13 protein-coding genes are annotated in these 19,491 nt (G+C 52.0%); 7 read left to right on the top strand and 6 right to left on the bottom strand.

What is annotated here, in order from left to right:
* Positions 1-9: 9 nt before the first annotated feature.
* The 3 genes from modA to modC are packed head-to-tail and all read left to right on the top strand — an operon-like array spanning position 10 to position 2,578.
* A complete protein-coding gene (gene modA / locus NYR02_RS03635) occupies positions 10-789 on the top strand; it encodes a molybdate ABC transporter substrate-binding protein (RefSeq protein ID WP_260975034.1) in 780 nt (259 codons plus the stop codon).
* Between the two features lie 2 nt (positions 790-791).
* Positions 792-1,484: a molybdate ABC transporter permease subunit gene (gene modB, locus NYR02_RS03630; RefSeq protein WP_260975246.1), complete on the top strand. Its 693-nt coding sequence runs from the start codon at positions 792-794 to the stop codon at positions 1,482-1,484.
* Entirely contained in the window at positions 1,481-2,578 is a 1,098-nt protein-coding gene (gene modC, locus NYR02_RS03625) for a molybdenum ABC transporter ATP-binding protein (RefSeq protein ID WP_260975033.1), read from the top strand. The genes modB and modC overlap by 4 nt, the downstream gene beginning before the upstream one ends.
* 91 nt (positions 2,579-2,669) lie before the next feature.
* On the opposite strand, the gene NYR02_RS03620 is transcribed toward modC, so the two are convergent.
* Both NYR02_RS03620 and NYR02_RS03615 read right to left on the bottom strand, forming a co-directional pair.
* The gene (locus NYR02_RS03620) at positions 2,670-5,600 is read right to left on the bottom strand and encodes a M66 family metalloprotease (protein WP_260975032.1); all 2,931 of its coding nucleotides are present in this window, start codon (positions 5,598-5,600) and stop codon (positions 2,670-2,672) included.
* 253 nt (positions 5,601-5,853) lie between these two features.
* Complete coding sequence (locus NYR02_RS03615; RefSeq protein WP_260975031.1) at positions 5,854-7,446, bottom strand: alkaline phosphatase D family protein; 1,593 nt, start codon at positions 7,444-7,446, stop codon at positions 5,854-5,856.
* Positions 7,447-7,726: 280 nt separating this feature from the next.
* On the opposite strand from NYR02_RS03615, the gene NYR02_RS03610 reads away from it, so the two are divergent.
* Positions 7,727-8,398: a pirin family protein gene (locus NYR02_RS03610; RefSeq protein ID WP_260975030.1), complete on the top strand. Its 672-nt coding sequence runs from the start codon at positions 7,727-7,729 to the stop codon at positions 8,396-8,398.
* An 8-nt stretch (positions 8,399-8,406) separates the two neighbouring features.
* Here NYR02_RS03610 and cobO read toward each other — a convergent pair whose 3' ends face one another.
* Positions 8,407-9,021: a cob(I)yrinic acid a,c-diamide adenosyltransferase gene (cobO, locus tag NYR02_RS03605; protein WP_260975029.1), complete on the bottom strand. Its 615-nt coding sequence runs from the start codon at positions 9,019-9,021 to the stop codon at positions 8,407-8,409.
* A 105-nt stretch (positions 9,022-9,126) separates the two neighbouring features.
* Between cobO and aceE the strand changes: the two genes are divergently transcribed.
* The 3 genes from aceE (at position 9,127) to NYR02_RS03590 (ending at position 15,639) form a co-directional block, all read left to right on the top strand.
* Complete coding sequence (aceE, locus tag NYR02_RS03600; RefSeq protein ID WP_260975028.1) at positions 9,127-11,838, top strand: pyruvate dehydrogenase (acetyl-transferring), homodimeric type; 2,712 nt, start codon at positions 9,127-9,129, stop codon at positions 11,836-11,838.
* A gap of 10 nt (positions 11,839-11,848) precedes the next feature.
* Positions 11,849-13,489: a dihydrolipoyllysine-residue acetyltransferase gene (aceF, locus tag NYR02_RS03595; RefSeq protein WP_260975027.1), complete on the top strand. Its 1,641-nt coding sequence runs from the start codon at positions 11,849-11,851 to the stop codon at positions 13,487-13,489.
* 134 nt (positions 13,490-13,623) lie between these two features.
* Complete coding sequence (locus tag NYR02_RS03590) at positions 13,624-15,639, top strand: methyl-accepting chemotaxis protein (RefSeq protein WP_260975026.1); 2,016 nt, start codon at positions 13,624-13,626, stop codon at positions 15,637-15,639.
* Positions 15,640-15,702: 63 nt separating this feature from the next.
* On the opposite strand, the gene NYR02_RS03585 is transcribed toward NYR02_RS03590, so the two are convergent.
* From NYR02_RS03585 to NYR02_RS03575, 3 genes are read right to left on the bottom strand one after another with little or no spacing between them, the layout of a single operon-like run.
* Positions 15,703-16,272, bottom strand: a complete 570-nt coding sequence (locus NYR02_RS03585; RefSeq protein WP_260975025.1) for a cob(I)yrinic acid a,c-diamide adenosyltransferase — start codon at positions 16,270-16,272, stop codon at positions 15,703-15,705.
* Between the two features lie 11 nt (positions 16,273-16,283).
* Positions 16,284-17,465, bottom strand: a complete 1,182-nt coding sequence (locus NYR02_RS03580; RefSeq protein WP_260975024.1) for an NHL repeat-containing protein — start codon at positions 17,463-17,465, stop codon at positions 16,284-16,286.
* Between the two features lie 12 nt (positions 17,466-17,477).
* On the bottom strand, positions 17,478-19,442 hold the full coding sequence (locus NYR02_RS03575) for a TonB-dependent receptor plug domain-containing protein (protein WP_260975023.1): 1,965 nt from the start codon (positions 19,440-19,442) through the stop codon (positions 17,478-17,480).
* Positions 19,443-19,491: the final 49 nt, after the last annotated feature.

Below are 19,491 nucleotides of genomic sequence, written 5' to 3'. Positions count from 1 at the left end.
ATCAGAATTATGCGCTTGCTTTCAACCAGGTTGACGGTTGTTCCGGTCTTGCTCGGCTTATTGTCCGCCACCCTGTTCAGTTCTGCGGTTCAGGCTGCGGACGTTATGGTGGCTGTGGCCTCCAATTTTTCCCGGCCGATGCAGAAAATTGCTGCTGATTTTGAAAAAGACAGCGGCCATAAGGTGTTACTGGCGTTTGGCTCATCGGGGAAGTTTTTGGCGCAGATAGAGAACGGTGCGCCGTTTGATGTGTTTCTCTCTGCGGATCAGGCTAAACCCCGGCGTCTGGAAGGAAATGGCTTTGCCGTCGCTGGCAGCCGTTTTACCTATGCGCAGGGACGTCTGGCGCTGTGGTCGGCAACGGCCGGAGACGATGTGCAGGCACAGTTAAAAGCCGGTTCCTTCAGCAAGCTCGCACTGGCGAACCCGCGTCTTGCACCTTACGGTCAGGCGGCCACAGAAGTGCTTGAGGCGCTGCAATTAAGTACGGCCACCCGGAATAAACAGGTAATGGGCGAAAATATCAGTCAGACCTGGCAATTTGTAGCCACCGGCAATGCCGGGCTGGGTTTTGTGGCGCTGTCGCAGATTATGCAGGATGGCGTGCTGACTTCCGGCAGCGCCTGGCTGATTCCGGCTGCGTTGTATGCGCCGATTCGTCAGGATGCGGTGTTGCTGAAAAAAGGCTCCGACAATCCGGCGGCCAGCGCTTTGTTGCAGTATCTGCAGCAACCCGGAGTTAAAGCCTTAATCGCCGGTTTTGGCTATGCACAGGATACGGCACCGTGAATTTGCTCACTGCGGCCGACTGGGCTGCCATTGTTCTTACTCTTAAGCTGGCAACGCTGGTCACTCTTCTGTTGCTGTTGTTGGGCACACCACTCGCGTGGTGGCTGGCGCGCACGCGTTCGGTCTGGCGTGGACCGGTATCGGCGTTGGTGGCGATGCCGTTGGTGCTGCCGCCCACGGTGCTCGGTTTTTATCTGTTATTGGCTCTGGGGCCCAACGGTCCGCTGGGCCAACTGACTCAGGCGCTGGGGGTTGGTCTGCTGCCGTTCAGCTTCAGTGGTTTGGTGCTGGCCTCGCTGCTGTATTCACTGCCTTTTGTCGTACAGCCCATTCAGAACGCGATGGAGGCCATGGGTGAGCGCCCGCTGGAAGTCGCGGCCACTTTAGGCGCTGGCCCGCTTGACCGTTTTTTCACGGTGGTGTTGCCGCAGGCCAAACCCGGTCTGTTAACCGCTGCCGTATTGGGCTTTGCCCATACCGTGGGTGAGTTTGGTGTGGTGTTGATGATTGGCGGTAATATCCCCGCAGAAACACGGGTGATATCGGTGCAGATTTACGATCATGTTGAAGCCCTTAATTACACTCAGGCGCATGCGTTGTCGCTGTTGATGCTGGTGTTCTCTTTTGTGGTGTTATTGCTGATGTACAGCCTCAACCGTAACAGCCGCCTGAATTTTTCCCTGAGCCGCCCATGACCGATCTGCATCTGAACATCGACTGCCACCGTGGCGACTTCCGTTTACGGCTGGATACGACACTTGCCGGACAGGGTGTGACGGCGGTATTTGGCCCGTCAGGCTGCGGCAAAACCACGTTATTGCGCTGTATCGCCGGATTGGAAGCGGGTGGTGAGGTCCGGCTGGGTGAGCAGGTCTGGAGCAGTCGGCAGCGCTCTTTGCCGGCGCATCAGCGCCCGCTGGCGCTGGTATTTCAGGATGCCGGTCTGCTGAAACATCTTAATGTACAGGGCAACCTCGATTACGGCGTTAAACGCGCGCACCAGCGCGGTTTAACCCCGTTGGCCCATGAGCAGGCTCAGCAGGTGCTGGAGCTGCTCGATTTATTGCCGCTGCTGCGCCGCCCGGTGCTGCGCTTGTCTGGCGGCGAGCAGCAGCGGGTGGCGCTGGCACGGGCACTGCTGATTAATCCACGTTTGTTGCTGCTCGATGAGCCGCTGTCAGCACTCGATACCGCGCGTAAGCAGGAGGTGTTGCCCTATCTGCGCCGTCTGCATCAGGTGTATCAGGGGCCGATGTTGTACGTCAGTCATGCGCTGGAAGAAGTGGTGCAGCTGGCCGATCAGTTATTGTTGCTGGAGCGCGGAGAGATGCGCGCTCAGGGCGGGCTGGCCGAAGTGTTAGCGACGCTGAATCTGGGCGATGAAACCGGCGTGGTGCTCAAAGGCAGGATCGCGGCGCAGGAAGATAACGGCCAGTTAGCGCGGCTGGTGCTTGATCCGGCGACCACTGCGGCGGATAACAGCGGACCCGGCACCGAACTGCTGCTGAGTGCGCCTCAGGCCGCCATCGGTGATCATCTGCGGGCGCGGGTACTGGCGCGGGATGTGAGTATCAGCCTCAGCCGTGCGGACGACAGCAGTATTCTGAATATTCTGCCGGTGCAGATTGACTGTCTCAGTGCTGACGGTACATCGGTGCTACTTAACCTGCGTTTACGCAGTGGTGGTTTATTGCGCGCACGCCTGACGCAACGCTCGGTGACTCAGCTTGGACTTAAGCCGGGAATGCCGGTTTGGGCGCAGGTGAAATCGGTGGCGCTGGCCGGTTAGCCGTATTGCTCAAAAAACAGCAGAAACCAAAAACGCCGCTGCGGTTGCCCGCAGCGGCGTTTTTTATTGAGCGTGTATGGCAGCGCGGGGATTATTCCCCAAGCAGCTCATACAGGCGTTGCAGCGTGCTGCCGTTCAGCAATGCCAGCAGCACGTTGTCGCTGGCAAGCGGCGCGCTCCACTGCTGGTTCCAGCCGTTGTGGCAGCCATAAGTAATCAGCGTGCCATTATGGTGGGCGAAATCCACGCACTGACCGTTACCCTGATTTTTCAGAGTGTTTTGTTCGGTACGCAGCCACGACTGATTGCTCTGGCCGTTACTGCAGTGACTCAGCGTCAGACGACCACTGGCTGGTGTCAGGCATAGCCAGGGTTTTTCCGCCGGATGAATCCGTCCCAGAGCGCTGATCAGCCAGGTGCTGGCTTCTGCAGAGGTATCAACGGCGCTGACGTAGCCATCGGCTTCCATACCGGCGCTGCTGAAGAATTTTGGCCCCTGAATCACGTTGCCGGTTGTTGGCAGGCTGCTATCACTGGCCAGCAGGCCGGTGTCATTCAGTAACTGGCGCAGAATATCGGTTTGCTGCGCCACACTGATCTGATCGCGGCTGAGTTTATTCAGCGTCAGCTCCAGCTGGGCAATATGATGGCGGGTTGAACGTAATCGTTCATATACAGGCAGCGCAGCAGCGCTCAGATCAGTGCGCAATTGGGCATCGGAGTAGCTGTCGAGCATTGCCAGCTGCTGGCTGTTCAGAATCGGCAGTACGGCGTCTTGTTGGTTAGCCAACAAGGTACTGAGGGTCGCCATTTCAACCGTTTGCAGTGCACTGAAACCTTGTTCCTGACCGACAATCGCCAATGGTGGTAATTCCGGGATCTGACCGTCGAAGGTGGTGCGGGTCAGCTCACTGTCAACACCAGCGCGGCGACAGGTGAGAACAGCCAGCGTCGGGCGGAACTCCGCTGCCAGGTTGAAATGCAGCTGGTTAATACGATTGCTGGCATAACGGTTGGCGGCAAGAGCGATCTTGCGCTCAGCACCGGCAGCGTTGCTGACGCTGACCCAGCACTGGTCGCTGGCATCGTTCAGATCGGGTGACGGCAGCTCAAATACATTCCCATAGTTACCGTGGAATACCGGGTAAATCAGAGCACTGTCACCTTGCGGATCGTAACCACCAAGAATCGTCGCTACGGCGACGCCGACCTGCTTGGGTGCCAGGCGCTGTTCAGCTTCAGGGAAGTTGTATTCGGCATAGGCGCCAAGGCTGGTGTCCCATTTTTTATAGCCGCTGGCAAAGCTGGCATCAGGCACCGGGAAGCACGCCAGATCGTTCTGAATAATGCGCGCAGAATACGCGGTGTAGTGGGTGTAAGCCGAGAACTGCGAGTTCGGGCTGCCACCGGACATTGCATCGTTGCCGTAAGGAATATGGCCGTTCAGATGGAAACTGTGCGCCTGCTCCTCGGCGGTTTCGCTATTGTCGTTCAGGCTGTCACGCAGACGGTTACGATAGGCGATATAGCCCCAGCCACTGTCGGCATGGTGACGCTGAAAGCGGCTGTCTTCAGTCAGATTGCTGCCCGGATAATGTCCCAGACCATACGCGTGTCCCCATTCGTGGCTGGCTTCGTTGCCACGGCTGTCGACCAGAGTGCCAATGCCGTTACCACCGCTCAGGCCGTGTTGCTGGCGGCCATTCTGATAGTTGCCCCAGGCATGGTGGTTGGTGATCTGCTTGAACAGATGCGGGTAGCTCTGGTTCATGTTGTTGCTGGCGATGCCGTAGTTGGCCAGGTTGATCCCGGTGCTTACCTGGGCCTTGGCCACGTCACCGCGCATATCACCACTGTAGATATCACCGTTGGTGGCGCTGACCTCGTCATAGATAACGCCACTGCCGATAATCACTTTTTCCAGCTGCATGTCAGCGTAAGAACCCATAACCAGACGTGAGACCGGCAGAGTCTGGAAGTAATCGGTGGCTGCCAGTACCGGATTGTTCAGGGTGAAATGGCCATTGGTTTTATCGGCGTGGGTGAGCATGCCAAGACGCAGACTCTGGAAGACTATCTGGCTGGCTTCGCCGATATCAATGGCATTGGCGGCCAGCAGGCCATCCTGTTCGGTGGTGGCACCGGCATTGATGATAAAACGCACAGACAAGCCATTGCGCACCTGCTGCCATGGCAGCAGCGCATTCCAGGCGCGGCGGGAAAAGGTGACCTCACTGCTGCCGTTATAATCTGCGGCGGGAAGGTTGTTGGGGTGGTTCAGTGACAGGCGCTGCTGCACTTCGCCGTTAAAGCTGATTTCCGCATCGACGGTGATGATGTCGGCATCATTCATATTAGTCGGAATGAATAACAGCAGGGCATCCCGCTGGGCTACCAGGCGCGGACTATAGACGCTGTTGGTTTCATCGCCGCTGTCACGTACAAAGTTGTTGGCCGGACGCACGCTGTGCGACTGCACAAACTGCACTTCGCCCTGCAGATTGCCGCTCAGGTCGTTGCGCAGGAGGCGTTCTCCACCACCAAACTGTTCGGCGTAAAAATCAACGCTGGCGGCTGTTTTGTATTCAGCACCATGATGAACGACCAGCGTTACTGGCTGACTGACACTGAGGTCAGCGAGTGCCAGGCTTAGGGTAACATTCACCGCCGCACTGGCATCGTCTGCATCGGGTGTGCCGCTTATTACACCGCTGTTGCTGTCGATGCTGGCCCATGCCGGCAAGGCATCGGCACTGTACTGTGGCGTGTCGGTCAGGTTGTTGCTGATGGCCTGGCTTTTATAGGGCAGACGGGTGAAGGCTGCTGGCAGAGAGCTGGCCAGGCTGTTCAGTTGAGCATTCATTGCCGCGAGTGTGGCTGTGTTATCGGGTGCCGGATTTTCCGGCGCTGGATTGTCAGGAGACTGGCCGTTAAAGACGTTGTTGTCTTCGCCACCGCCGCCGCCGCACGCGGTCAGGAGTAAAGCTAAAGCAAGAACCGGGATTGGCCGGGTAATGACCATAGTGTGCTCTCTTCTCATTTTGTTTTTGGTATTGAGAGCAGTTTTACGCGTTTTCTTTATTCCTGTACGGAATAAACGCACATAAAAAAGCAGTACTTTTTACTTAGTCTGAACGTTTGACTTCTGTTTGTGACGCTGGTCACACTTTTTAGCCATAAAAAACGCCGCGACGGGAAACCGCAGCGGCGTTTTATATGGCCAGATTCTATCCGGTCTGAATCTGTAAGCCCTTGTTCTGGAAAGTTTTATTCTCTCAGGCCAGTGGTTCAGCCACGCGTTGCAGACGGTTATCACCGTTCATGGTGCGGTAGCTGCGCGCATGGTAGCTGCTGGCGGAACGTTTCAGAATTTGCGGCACGTAGTACCAGTCGGCCTGTACCTGCTCGCGGCTGGCGCTCAGCAGGATAAACCCATGCTGGCGCAGTTCGGCAAATTTAATGTGCGGGCTGGCATCCATAATGGTCTGTGCGCCGGCTTCGGCAATCACCGGCGGGAAGCCCGGAGAGGTGACTGATGGGCAGACAAATTCCACCGCCAGCGAACCGTCACCGTTGTGACGGTTGTAGTTATTGCGGTCGTAAGGGTTATCGCTCAGGTCGGCGGCAAAGGAGCTGTGCACATCGCCGGTGAGAATCACCACGTTATCAATCTGCTCGTTGCGCAGCAGCGCCAGCAGACGGTCGCGGGTGGCGCTGTAGCCGTCCCAGCTGTCGAGCCAGAGAGACGCGCCGCCGCCAAAGTGATCCGGCAGGTTAATAAAGTAACGCTGCGCCATCATCACCTGCTGACCGACAATCTTCCAGCGTGCGCTGCTGCTCTGTAACTGCTGATGCAGCCAGGCTTCCTGCTCAAAACCAAGGAGGGTGCGGTTTTCGTCTTTGGCTTCGCGTTGTTTATCGCTGCCTTCTGGTGCTTCGTCACGGCCTTCGATGCGGGTATCGAGCATCAGTAAATCAAGCAGATCGCCGTAGCGCAGGTTGCGGCTGATGCCGCCGTTGCTGTTTTCGCGAATCGGCATCCACTCAAAATAGGCTTGCTTGGCGGCGGCTTTACGCTCGTTCCAGTCACCTTCGCCGTCGTTATGGTTTTCGGCGCCGTAGGCGTTGGAGTCATTGGCAAATTCGTGGTCATCCCAGACGGTGATAAACGGATGACGCTGGTGGGCGGCTTTTAAATCTTCGTCCAGTTTGTACATGGCGTGGCGGCGGCGGTAATCGGACAGGCTGACAATTTCATGAGCCGGAGCCAGCGCACGTTTTTCGCGCAGCAGCAGTTCGCCGTATTCGTCCTGGCCGTATTCGTAGATATAGTCGCCGAGGTGAATGACGGCATCCAGATCGTCGCGGTTGGCCAGCGCGCGGTACACATTAAAGTAACCGTGCGGGTAGCTGGAGCAGGACACCACGGCAAAACGGGCGCTGTCGATATCGCCTTCGGGGGCGGTGCGGGTGCGGCCGATTTCGGAATCTTTGCCCAGGGCACTGAACTGGTAGAAATAGGTGGTGCCGGGCTGCAGGCCGTCGGCATCGACTTTAACAGTGAAGTCGCGGCTGGCGTCGGTGCGGAAGTCGCCGCTGCGTACCACCTGAGTCATATTTTCATCCAGCGCGACCTTCCAGCTGACGGTCAGCGGCATATTCACTTCTGGCAGAAAGTGAGTCCAGAGAATGACACGGTCGGCGCGTGGGTCGCCACTGGCAACGCCGTAGTTAAAATGGCCGGGATCATTGGCTTCAATTGGCGTCGGGCTGCTCATCGCCATGCTCAGACCGGACTGACTCAGGGCTCCCATACCGGCAACGCCGGCGCCGGTGCGGGATAGAAATTTACGGCGGCTGATATCCATGTCGGACTCCTTTTTTATAGGTGGATCGGCATACAATCCACGCGACGGGTGAGTGTGCTGCGTACTGCATTGATGAAAGAATGCGCGAGTCTAGGCAGGCTCTGTGTCAGCGCCGTGACAGTTTTTTGAAACTTTGGTACTTACGTTCTACCACCTTGGCCCGATTGTTCGCATGGCTGGCGTAAGGGGTGTAAACAGTTCCTGATGGTGCAACATAGCGGTGCAATCTAGTGGTGCAACGCAGCGCTGCAATGTCATGGGGCAGAACGGAGAAAAGAGCGTGGCATCAGAGCTGCTGACAGAAGAGCAGATTGAGATTTCCGGTTTTGGCGGCATCCGCGAACGGGTGCTGGTAATGGACCCGCGCCAGTTTGGTCATTATGTGCGCGAAGAATGCTGGCCCGGCTTCGGCGCCTGTGTTTATTTAGCCAATGCCTGGTTTTTACCCGGAGGTTCGACCGGACTGCACAGCCATGAGCAGATTGATATCGTCAGTGTGATGACCCGTGGTGAGCTGCATCATCAGGGCAGTATCGGCGATGGTGAAGTTTTACAGGCCGGCCAGGTGCAGTTACAGCGCAGTGGCGCCAAAGGCTTTCGTCATAACGAGCAGAATCCGGGCGCGGATTATCCGGCTATGGTGCAGATCTGGCTTCTGCCACAAAGCCATGAGGGCGAGGCGTGTTATCAGGTTATTGAGCTCAAGTCTGGCCTGACCTGTGTATACGGTGGCGAAATGTTTGCAGCTTCAACCCGGGTGGATGTGTTGCAACTGGCGGCAGGCGATGAGTGGACGCTTGAAGATGATGCGCTGGGTTATGTATTCCGTGGCACGGCCATCAGTGCCAATGGGCAGCGTTTACAGCGCGGGGATTTGTTCAGGCTCAGCGGACAGTCACTGAGCCTGACGGCAGAAAGCGGTTTTGCGCTGGTGATGATCCGCGAGGCCTGAGTGCGCACTTACCATTCAATACCGGCCTGAGCTTTCACTCCGGCTTTAAAGGCGTGTTTCTCCATTTTCATCTCGGTGACGGTATCGGCCAGATCGCGCAGTGCCGTTGGTGCACCACGGCCGGTCAGAATCACATTCTGCTCGGGCGGGCGGTTTTCCAGCGCCGTTTTTAATTCATCAAAATCCAGCAGATCGTACGCCAGCATATAGGTGATTTCATCCAGCATCACGGTGCGCAGCTCTGGATTGCTGAGCATGGCTTTGGCTTTTGGCCAGACCGCATCAAAGGCACGCTGATCCTGCTCTTTATTCTGTGTTTCCCAGGTAAAACCTGAGCCCATCACTTCATGGGTAAGACCCGGCAGGGTGGCGAGAATTTTGGCTTCGCCGCAGTCCCAGGTGCCTTTAATAAACTGCACCAGCCCAGCCTTATAGCCATGGCCCAGCGTGCGGATAACGGTGCCGAAGCCGGAGCTGCTTTTCCCTTTACCATTTCCGGTGAGCACGATGATAACGCCACGTTCTTCCTGAGCACGGGCGATGGCGGCATCGACCTTCTCTTTATGCTTCTGCATTTTCTGCTGGTGGCGATCGGTATTAGCTGTTTGCTCGCTGTTACTCATACTTTTTTGTGATTCCTGAAAGGTGGGATTTCCGCTGGCTAACGGGTGTTCACTGAGTCCTTAACTATACTGGATTACAACCATCGCCTGAACCGGGAATGCACAATGGATGAACGCAAGTTAAATCAGGATGTTACGGTCGATCCTGATCCGCAGGAAACCAAAGAGTGGGTCGATGCCATTCACTCTGTGATCCGCGCCGAAGGGGTCGAACGCGCCCATTTTCTGATCGAACGTATCGCCGAACGTGCCACCCGTGATGGCATGCCGCTGCCTTATGCGCTGAATACGCCTTACCGCAATACCATTGCTCCGGAAAATGAAGCACCGATGCCCGGTGACCTGTTTATGGAACGCCGCATCCGTTCATTGGTGCGCTGGAATGCGCTGGCGATGGTGCTGCGCGCCAACAAAGAAGGCGCTGGCGATTTAGGTGGCCATATTTCCAGCTTCGCCTCCAGTGCCACACTTTATGATGTGGCTTTTAACCATTTTTTCCGCGCGCCTAATGCCAATAGTGATGAATCACCACTGGGCGATCTGATTTATTATCAGGGCCATGTGGCGCCGGGTATTTATGCCCGTTCTTATCTGGAAGGTCGTTTTCAGGAATCGGATCTGGAACGTTTCCGCCGTGAAGCCTTAGCGCCGGGATTATCGTCTTATCCACACCCGAAATTAATGCCGGATTACTGGCAATTTCCGACGGTATCGATGGGGCTTGGACCCTTACAGGCGATCTATCAGGCGCATTTTATGCGCTATATGTCAGCTCGGGGCCTGTTGCCACGCAAAGGCCGCAAAGTATGGGCCTTTTTGGGGGATGGCGAATGTGATGAGCCGGAAACCCTGGGTGCTATTGGTCTGGCCGGACGGGAAAAATTAGAGAATTTAATCTTTGTGGTTAACTGCAATCTGCAGCGCCTGGATGGCCCGGTGCGGGGTAATGGTAAAATTATTCAGGAGCTGGAAAGCCAGTTTCGTGGTTCTGGCTGGAATGTGATTAAAGTGGTGTGGGGACGTCACTGGGACCCGTTATTAGCCAAAGACCGTAAAGGCATGCTGCAGAAGCGTATGGACGAAACCGTTGATGGTGAATATCAGAATTACAAAGCCAAAGGCGGAAAATACACCCGAGAACATTTCTTTGATAAATACCCGGAGCTGACGGAATTAATTAAAGATTTATCTGATGAAGATATTTTCCGTCTTAACCGTGGCGGCCATGATCCTTATAAAGTCTATGCCGCCTATCACGCGGCGGTAAATCATAAAGGACAGCCAACGGTTATTCTGGCTCATACCATTAAAGGCTATGGCATGGGTGCCGAAGCTGAAGGGCAGAATCAGGCGCATTCGGTTAAAAAACTCGATATCGAAAGCATTAAAGCGTTCCGCGACCGTTTTGATATTCCGGTACGTGATGAAGACCTGCCGCATATGCCCTTTTACCGGCCACCGGCGGATAGCCCGGAGCTGACATACATGCGCAAGCAGCGCGAAAAACTCGGCGGCTATTTACCACTGCGCACAGAAAACTGGACGGCATTAACCGCTCCGGATCTGGCGTTTTTTAAAGCTCAGACCGAAGGCAGCGGTGAGCGTGAAATATCCACCACCATGGCGTTTGTGCGCATTATGTCGCAACTGGTGAAAGATAAGATCATGGGTGACCGCGTAGTACCAATCGTGCCGGATGAAGCGCGCACCTTTGGTATGGAAGGTTTATTCCGTCAGTTAGGTATTTATTCATCCGAAGGTCAGTTATACGAGCCGGTTGATCAGGGTCAGGTGATGTATTACCGCGAGGATAAAAAAGGCCGCATTCTGGAAGAAGGTATTAACGAAGCTGGTGCTTTTGCCGCCTGGATGTCAGCGGGCAGTTCGTACAGTACCAACGGTCTGGCGATGATTCCGTTTTATATTTATTACTCCATGTTTGGCTTCCAGCGCATTGGTGATCTGGCCTGGGCGGCTGGCGATATGCAGTGTCAGGGATTTTTGCTTGGTGCAACTTCGGGGCGGACAACCCTGAATGGCGAAGGCTTGCAGCATCAGGATGGTCACAGTCATATTCTGGCGTCCACTATTCCCAACTGTGTCAGCTACGATCCGACGTACGCTTATGAGCTTGCAGTGATTATTCAGGATGGTCTGAAGCGCATGTATGAGAAGAAAGAAAAAGTCTTCTATTACATCACCAGCCTGAATGAAAACTACGTTCATCCGCCGATGCCGGAAGGTGTGGAAGAGGGGATTAAACGCGGGCTGTATCGCCTGAAAACATCGGCAATTAAAGGTGCGAAAAATAAGAAGCCGGCGCGTATTCAGCTACTGGGCAGCGGCTCTATTTTACGCCAGGTTGAACAGGCAGCCAGGTGGTTGGAAGAAAAAGGCATCGCCGCCGATGTCTGGAGTGTGACTTCTTTTAATGAGCTACGTCGTGATGGTCTGGCGTGTGATCGTACCGATTTATTAACGGCAGGCGAACAGATGCCCCAGCCCTGGGTAACCCGTCAACTGGCGGACAGTGAGGGCCCCATCGTTGCAACGACCGATCATATGAAAACCTATGCCGAACAAATCCGGGCATTTATTCCCGATGGACGTCGTTATAAAACACTGGGTACTGATGGTTTTGGCCGCAGTGATTCGCGTGAAAATTTACGCCGCTTCTTTGAAGTCGACTGGCAGCATGTGGCCTGGGCGGCCGGTACCGAGCTGGTAAAAAGTGGCGCGTTAAAAGCCGCTGATCTTGAGCAGTGGCGCAGCGAGCTGAATATTGATGCTGCTAAACCTGACCCACTGTACAGCTGAGGATGGATGCATGACGACTTTAAAAATTCCGGATCTCGGCGGTCCCAGTCAGGTTGAAATTATCGAAATTTTGGTAAGCGCCGGTGATAGCGTGGAAGCGGAACAAGCATTGATTGTGCTGGAAACCGATAAAGCGACGATGGAGATTCCGGCAGAAACTGCCGGTGTGATTAAAAGCCTGAGCGTTAAAGTGGGCGATAAAGTCAGCAGCGGTGATGTATTCGGTGAACTGGATAGCGATACAGCCGATTCATCACCGTCTGCTTCTGAGTCTGAAGATACGGTAGACACTGAGCAAGCGATGGCTGCTGATACAGAAAAGAACGCAGAGAAATCAGTGGAAAAAGCTACTCCAGCTTCCGAAAAAACAGAAGCCGTAGATATTGTTGTTCCTGATCTGGGCGGATCTGAGCAGGTGGAAGTGATTGAAGTGCAGGTCAGTGCCGGTGATGAGATTGATGCCGAACAAACGGTGCTGGTGCTGGAATCAGATAAAGCGTCGATGGAGATTCCAGCCGGTCAGGCTGGTACCGTAATCAGTGTCGCCGTTAAAACCGGTGATAAAGTCAGTGCCGGTGATGTGATGCTTAAATTACAGCCGGCTGCTGGTAATGCTGTATCTGCGGAAAACAACGCCGTTGAATCTGCAGCGCCTGAGGTGGCGCCAACAGAAAAAGCAGTACAAACAACAGTCGCAGCAACTGCCGCTACAGCAACGATTCCTGCTGCTGATGTGCGCTCTTCCGCTGCTGAAGTTCATGCCGGTCCGGCGGTACGCAAGCTGGCGCGCGAATTTGGTGTGGAGCTGGCGTTAGTTAAAGGTAATGGCCCTAAGCACCGGATTACTAAAGATGATATCCAGCATTATGTAAAACAGCGATTAAGTGCAGCGTCTTCAACGGTGCAAACGGGAGCTGGAATTCCTACCGTTCCGGTCGTCGATTTCGCTAAATTCGGGCCGGTCAGTGAAAGCCCACTGAATAATATTAAGCGTGCGACAGCACGGGCGATGACAACGGCCTGGCTGAATGTGCCACAAGTCACGCAATTTGATCAGGTCGATATTACTGACCTGGAAAATTATCGTAAGCAACAAAATGATCGCTATGCCCGCCAGGGAATAAAATTTTCCATTGTACCTTTTGTGCTTAAGGCGATTGCCAAAACACTGGAAGATTTCCCTGTGTTTAACGCTTCGCTCAGTGCCGATGGCGAGAAACTGATTCTGAAACAGTATGTTCATATCGGAGTGGCGGTTGATACGCCGAAAGGACTACTGGTGCCGGTTATTCGTGATGTTAATCAGAAGTCGGTTACACAAATTACACAAGAGCTTACCGATAAGGCCGAATTGGCCCGACTGGGTAAGCTACCATTAACTGACATGCAGGGCGGCTGTTTCAGTCTGTCCAGTCTCGGAGGTATTGGTGGTACAGCGTTTACCCCCATTGTGAATCCGCCGGAAGTCGCCATTCTTGGTTTATCGAAAGCGTCGATGCAACCGGTATGGGATGGTTCGGCTTTTGTGCCGCGTCTTATGTTGCCGCTGTCGCTGTCCTATGATCACCGGGTCGTAGACGGTGCGGAAGCAGCACGTTTTGGCCAGAGGCTGGTTATGTACCTGCAGGATTTACGCGATGTTCTGATGTAGTGGTGCTCTTGCGGCCAGACGTTCAGCCAATGCTGCATAAGCAATAAATAGTACCCAGAGAGTTGCCGGTGACCGATGATTCTGACGCCGGCAGTTTTCCAGATAACAAGCATAAGTAAGGGTGTGAGGAGTCTATGCTGAAAGCACTAATGTGGCCGGCAATCAAATTTATGGGGCAGCTGAATTATGCTGCCAAATTCGGCCTGATCAGTTTTTTGTTTATGGTGCCTCTTGTGGTGCTGAGTGGACAGGTGTTTCTTGCGGCGTTTGAGTCCATGAAAAAAACAGAGCTGGAGCTAAGTGGGCTTCAGAGCACTCAGCAATTATTTAATTTTGCCCATGAGCTTGAAGCATTCCGTGACCTGGCTGCCGTGGTGCCGCATCAGAATAATGATGAACTCCGCGCACGTGCAGAACAGCGTATGAACGAAATTCCTCAGCAGATTCAAACGTTGCTGCAGACTACAGAAGATGAGGAGCTGATTTCCTTATTGAAAGGCTGGGAAGAAAAATATGCTCATCGTCTGAAAATGAGCGGTGAACATCGTCAGCCAACGTTCCGCGATCAGTACAAATATTATCAGATTGTTATCGATGAGCTGTATCTGGTCATTCGTCAGTATACCCAGTCTTCCGGTATTTCACTGGATTCAGATGGTGATATTCAGCGTCTGGTCGGTATTGTTATGACACTGCCCGAAACCAATGGTGTTATTGGTATGGGCCATGCGTCGGGAATATACGCCTTCGTAGAACAGTATCTGCAGTCAGCAACCTACGATCTGATGAACGTTGTTTATGATCAGCTGTTGGCGGCACAGCCGAATATGCAACTCATGGTCAGCAGCGCAGAAGCGATTGGTGATGCCGATTTATTAACATCTGCTCAGGCGGGTGTTAAAGCTGTAGAAAATATTCGTATGAAAATAGACGAAGATATTATTGCTGCCGCAACCATCGAATCCAGCTGGCAGGATTTTGATCAGTTTTACCAGACTCAGTGGCAAGTTATCAAAGATCTTGAAAGCAAAGCCTTTCCGTTAATTAACCGTAAGTTGCAGTCTCGTCTTGATGACCAACAAAAACGCATCGGTGTTCTTGCTCTGGTTCTGCTATCGGCACTGACGATCATTGTCTATTTGTATCTCGCCTTTTTTATGTCTATTCGCTACACCATTAAACGCTTTTCCGGAACCGCGCGGGATATTGCTAATGGTGATCTGACCCATGAAATAAAATTTAATGGCCGTGATGAAATGGGACAATTACGCGATGCCTTTAATGAAATGATCGGTAACATCCGTAATACCCTGACCGCGGTCAAAGACAGTGCTGGTTCGGTGAGCGCCAATGTGAATGAAGTGGAAAGTATTGCCAACCGCAGCCGTCAGGCCGTGCAGATACAATTGGAACAAACCAATCAGGTTTCACAAATTATCAGCGACATGGCCGATCGTGCGGTTACCGTGACGCAACTGGCGGAAGAAGCAGAAGAGGCGGCGCACAGTGGTCATAAAAAATCGGATGAAGCCGGAAAAGTCGTGACTCAGGTGATGGATCAGGTGCGCAGCTTATCGGATGAAATGGCGAATTCAATGCAGGCGGTTAATCGTTTGGCTGAAAATTCGTCCAGTATCAGCAGTATCCTGGCCACCATCAAAGGGATTGCCGAGCAAACTAACCTGCTGGCCCTGAATGCAGCCATTGAAGCAGCCCGGGCCGGTGAACAAGGGCGCGGTTTTGCTGTGGTTGCCGATGAGGTTCGTACTCTTGCCAGCCGTACTCAGGGGTCAGCGCAGGAAATTGAAGGGCTGATCAGCGAAGTACAGAAAAACATCATTAGCGCTGTTGATACGATGGAAGTGAACCGGAAAATGGTGGAAAGCACCGTTTCTCATTCTGAGCAGGTCGGTACGACGCTGAATGAAATTCAGATCAGTATGGGCGATATTCAGAAGAAAACGACCGATATTGTAGTGACGGCGAACGAGCAGAAACGCAGTGCCACTGATCTGGAAAACAACCTTGAAGCCATTCGCGACAGTGGCCAGCAAACCTCCAGTAATGCCGAAGGCACGGTGCAGGCGGTGCGGCAGACTCAGGCCATTACCGATTCATTGGCTCAACGGGTAGAGCAGTTTAAAGTCTGATTCCGGATCTGCCAGTAAAAAAATGCCCACCGATGTGGGCATTTTTTTGGTTTTAACGCTCAATTATTGCGCATTATTATCGCGTTTATGCCGACTTTGCCAGATAACCTCCTGGCCATTGTCACGTCGGGCGAGAACCCGGGCGAGAATAAACAGCAGGTCTGATAAACGGTTGAGATAACGCAGCGCCAGTGTGCTTATTGTTTCACTGCGCGCCATTTCGACCAAAGAACGCTCAGCTCGGCGACAAACGGTACGCGCCATGTGCGCGCAGGCTGCACAACGATTACCACCCGGTAAGATAAAATCTTTTAACGGTGGCAGGGTATCGTTAAGGGCTTCCAGATTATCTTCAATATCCTGCAGCAGTTCTTCGCTCAGAGCATAAAACCCTGGTACAGACAGTTCACCACCGAGATCGAATAAATCATGCTGAATCTGATGCAACAGCGGTTGCAGGTCATCATTAGCGCTCAATTCGGCGCGCAGTAATCCCATCCAGGAATTCAGCTCATCCACATCACCAATAGCGTGGATACGTTCGCTGCTTTTGCTGACGCGTGAACCATCACCCAGACCGGTTTCACCACCGTCACCTGTTTTGGTTACGATTTTTGATAAGCGGTTGCCCATATGATCTCCGTTCAGTTGATACTCAGGAAATTAATAGATTTAGGTGGCATTTGCAGTTCAATACGATTACCACTTTGAGTGTTGGTGTCGGTGTCTATTACGACGATACCAGGGTTTGTTTTATTGGAAACTCCTACCCAAAGGCGTTGGTTAGTATCGATTGCAATATCTGAAATGATGACTTCATTCAATGAAGTCATATTGAGCGACTGACCTATTGTCTTACTGGTTGGATTAAATTCATACACTTTTGACGATAGTGTATCGTAGTTTTTTTCAATATTTACCGTGACATAACCGTGTTGATCGCTGGCCAGTGCAACATCAGTGATATGGAAGTAAGTGTTAGTTTCAGTATTATTCAGAGATGTAAACGTAGTGTTGTTAATAATATTGCTGGAAGCAAATGTTGTCATATCTATTTTTTCCAGACCACCAGTGTCAGAACCGAAGTTGCCGCGACCTGCAATGTAGAGATATCCATTGTCAGCTTCTGCTGAAATCGGGTTAGTGACAGATAGTGGAATACCTTTTAATCCGCTCGTGTTTGGATCGGTGTCAATTTCTGTGTTATCAGCAGTATCTATCACGGCAACATAAGCTGTTTGTGGTTTATAGGCAGCATCAAGACGCTGCATAACTACAAACAGTTTGTCGTTATAGAACGCGGCTTCACTCATACGGGGAAAGTCTGAATCAGGATAGTTGTAGGCTGAAAGGTCAATGGTGTCGACAACCAACTGGTCGGAAGTTTCTGCTTGAGGATTTATTTGCCATACCGTCTTGGCGCCGTAACGGATTACGTAAGCCTTATCATCGGAGACATGAACGATTTTATATGGGTTAGATTTCTCCGCACCATTATCATTAGTACTGTACTCCCATTGGGCTACGTTCAGGCTATTGGTAGAATCATAGCGAGCGATACTGTCTGTGTTGTACCGACCGATATGGTAGAGGTATTTTCCGTATGTATTCACGGTGAAATCCGACTTGTCTTTTACCAGAATGGTTTGTGAAACAGATCGCTCACCCAGAATGTTTCCGGTAACGACGGAGCTACTTGTGTAATCAGCTGCTACGGTTTGTACGGCATAGGAGCCTTCAGTCAGTGGTGTTGATTTTTTATCATCGTCGCCAAAGCATCCTGCTAATAATGCGCTGGCCAGAAGAATGAATGAGTAATTTTTCATCTCTTTTCCTTTTTAAAAACGGGTGTTAAGAAAGATCAACCATTCCCGACCAGTCGTCGGGCGGTTGGTAAAATCAAGAAAACGGTTATTGCTGATATTGATCATGCGAAGACCTGCTTCGTGATCTGTTGCCTGGTAGCGGTATGATAGATTGATCAGCGCGCGTGCTTCGCCCTCAATCAGATTGCTTCTGTCTATGTATAAATCGTCACTGTATTCAACGCTGGATTCGATGTGATGTTTTGAAATGTTGAATCCAGTACTGGCTTTCAGGCTGGTGTGGTAAGTGCCAGGCAATTTCTTCTCATCAAACGATCTTATCTCACTGGTTGTCAGGCTGTCATAATGACTGCCTGACAATGTGCCGAACCAATAATCGGCACAATAGGCTGCATTCCATTCAACTCCGGTCAGGGTTGCCTGACTGGTGTTTTCGTAGCGGCCAATACCGCGTGCGTCATAGACAGGTACAATGGCATTATCAAGGTCGCGATAAAATACTGAAGCGGATATCTGCGTTTTTTCAGTAATGCGCCATAAATTATTCAGAGTAAGCGTATTGCTTATCTCCTGTTGCAGATCAGGGTTACTTAAAAAAAGACCATGATTGCCATAGCGCTCATACAAGGTTGGAATTCGTGCCGCACGCTTCCAGGTTAAACTCCAGTCACTGTGATCTGAATACCAGAGATAGCCGATAGCAGCACCGATAAACGCATCACTCTGAGTGCTTCCATCTGCGATAGCATAACGTTGACGACTGATGTCGCTGGTATTCTGTCTGTATATATCGATATATGCCTGTTGTTGCTGACTCTTGCTATTCCAGTTAAGTTGCGATCCGATATTTGTACTTCGCTGAAATGAAAAAGCATCACAATTGCCTTGAGGCGTTAGACAGCGCTTACTGTCGTTGTCCAAACGGTAGTCACTGCGATAGGTTTCTTCACTGAAGTTCAGGTCAACGCGGTGTTGCCATTGTGCCCAGGTCTTTATATTTGAAGCGGACAGATAATTTTTTTCATATCGATAGCGGTTATCATTTTGGCTAAGTCCTATCAGGCCCAGTGTATTGCGAAAGTTTTCAAAACGTTGAGAGTGTCCTATCCGCCATTGTTGTTGCATGCTGGAAAGGCTCTGTTCACCATTTAATTCCAGAACAGCATTACGTTCACTCAGATATGCATTATTGTCAGGATGATTACGGTAATAATCAGGAATGTTCTTTTTTTGTTGAGATAGACGCAGACGTGCCGTTAACTCCTCAGAGCCACTATTAACCTGTACTGATTGACGCGAAAAACCGGCATTATTCAGTGCCTCTTTGTTATTGCGGTTTTGACTATCGAACGCTGGGCTTGCGACCGGATACAGATAGTTGTTGTTACTCTGTTCGTGTTCCAGTTGAATATTGATATTTCTGGCAGCTTGTTGGCTTAACGATGCCCGGTAGGTTCCATAAGAACCTGCCTGAATACCGAGCTGAGAATTGCTCTTTGTCTTACGGGTAATAATATTGATAGTGCCGCCAATCGCACGATCAGCGTAGCCATTACTGCTACCATCCTGAGAAATTTCAATGCTTTCAATCTGGCTGATCGGTAACTGGTTTAGATCATAACCACCATTTTGTGCATCAGTACTCTCGATGCCATTAATTAACACTTTTGTTTGTTGCGCTGTTGCACCACGGATGGAGATAAGTGCCGGATTACCCAGTCCACTTAACTGTTGTACCTGTATCCCATTTACTTGACTGAGGAATTCACTAAGATTGGCAAAGCGACGTTCAATATCTGTCCGCGAAAAAAACTGATATCCGGGTCGATTTAACGTTTGCGGTGAAGACGCGTGCGTCTCTATTGTCCCCAGCTGAGCTTCTTCCGCATGCAATGATGCTTCACCGGTTAAACAAGCCAGCGTGAAGAGAGAACAAAAACCACAGCGTTGCAAAAAAACAGTATTCAGAGTGCTCACCCGCAAACCCAAAAAAGCGGTTGCAGTGGCGGAGGCGCAAAAAGCAAAG

Origin of the sequence: Thalassolituus pacificus (assembly GCF_025318105.1) — a bacterium.
GTDB lineage: Bacteria > Pseudomonadota > Gammaproteobacteria > Pseudomonadales > Oceanobacteraceae > Venatoribacter > Venatoribacter pacificus.
This window is presented reverse-complemented; position numbering and strand designations above follow the sequence as displayed.

Excerpts from the sequence above, each read along its gene's own strand:
- modA (WP_260975034.1), top strand. The coding sequence starts at position 10 with ATGCGCTTGCTTTCAACCAGGTTGACGGTTGTTCCGGTCTTGCTCGGC.
- aceF (WP_260975027.1), top strand. The coding sequence starts at position 11,849 with ATGACGACTTTAAAAATTCCGGATCTCGGCGGTCCCAGTCAGGTTGAA.
- NYR02_RS03590 (WP_260975026.1), top strand. The coding sequence starts at position 13,624 with ATGCTGAAAGCACTAATGTGGCCGGCAATCAAATTTATGGGGCAGCTG.
- modC (WP_260975033.1), top strand. The coding sequence starts at position 1,481 with ATGACCGATCTGCATCTGAACATCGACTGCCACCGTGGCGACTTCCGT.
- NYR02_RS03620 (WP_260975032.1), bottom strand. The coding sequence starts at position 5,600 with ATGGTCATTACCCGGCCAATCCCGGTTCTTGCTTTAGCTTTACTCCTG.
- NYR02_RS03615 (WP_260975031.1), bottom strand. The coding sequence starts at position 7,446 with ATGGATATCAGCCGCCGTAAATTTCTATCCCGCACCGGCGCCGGCGTT.
- cobO (WP_260975029.1), bottom strand. The coding sequence starts at position 9,021 with ATGAGTAACAGCGAGCAAACAGCTAATACCGATCGCCACCAGCAGAAA.
- NYR02_RS03585 (WP_260975025.1), bottom strand. The coding sequence starts at position 16,272 with ATGGGCAACCGCTTATCAAAAATCGTAACCAAAACAGGTGACGGTGGT.
- aceE (WP_260975028.1), top strand. The coding sequence starts at position 9,127 with ATGGATGAACGCAAGTTAAATCAGGATGTTACGGTCGATCCTGATCCG.
- NYR02_RS03580 (WP_260975024.1), bottom strand. The coding sequence starts at position 17,465 with ATGAAAAATTACTCATTCATTCTTCTGGCCAGCGCATTATTAGCAGGA.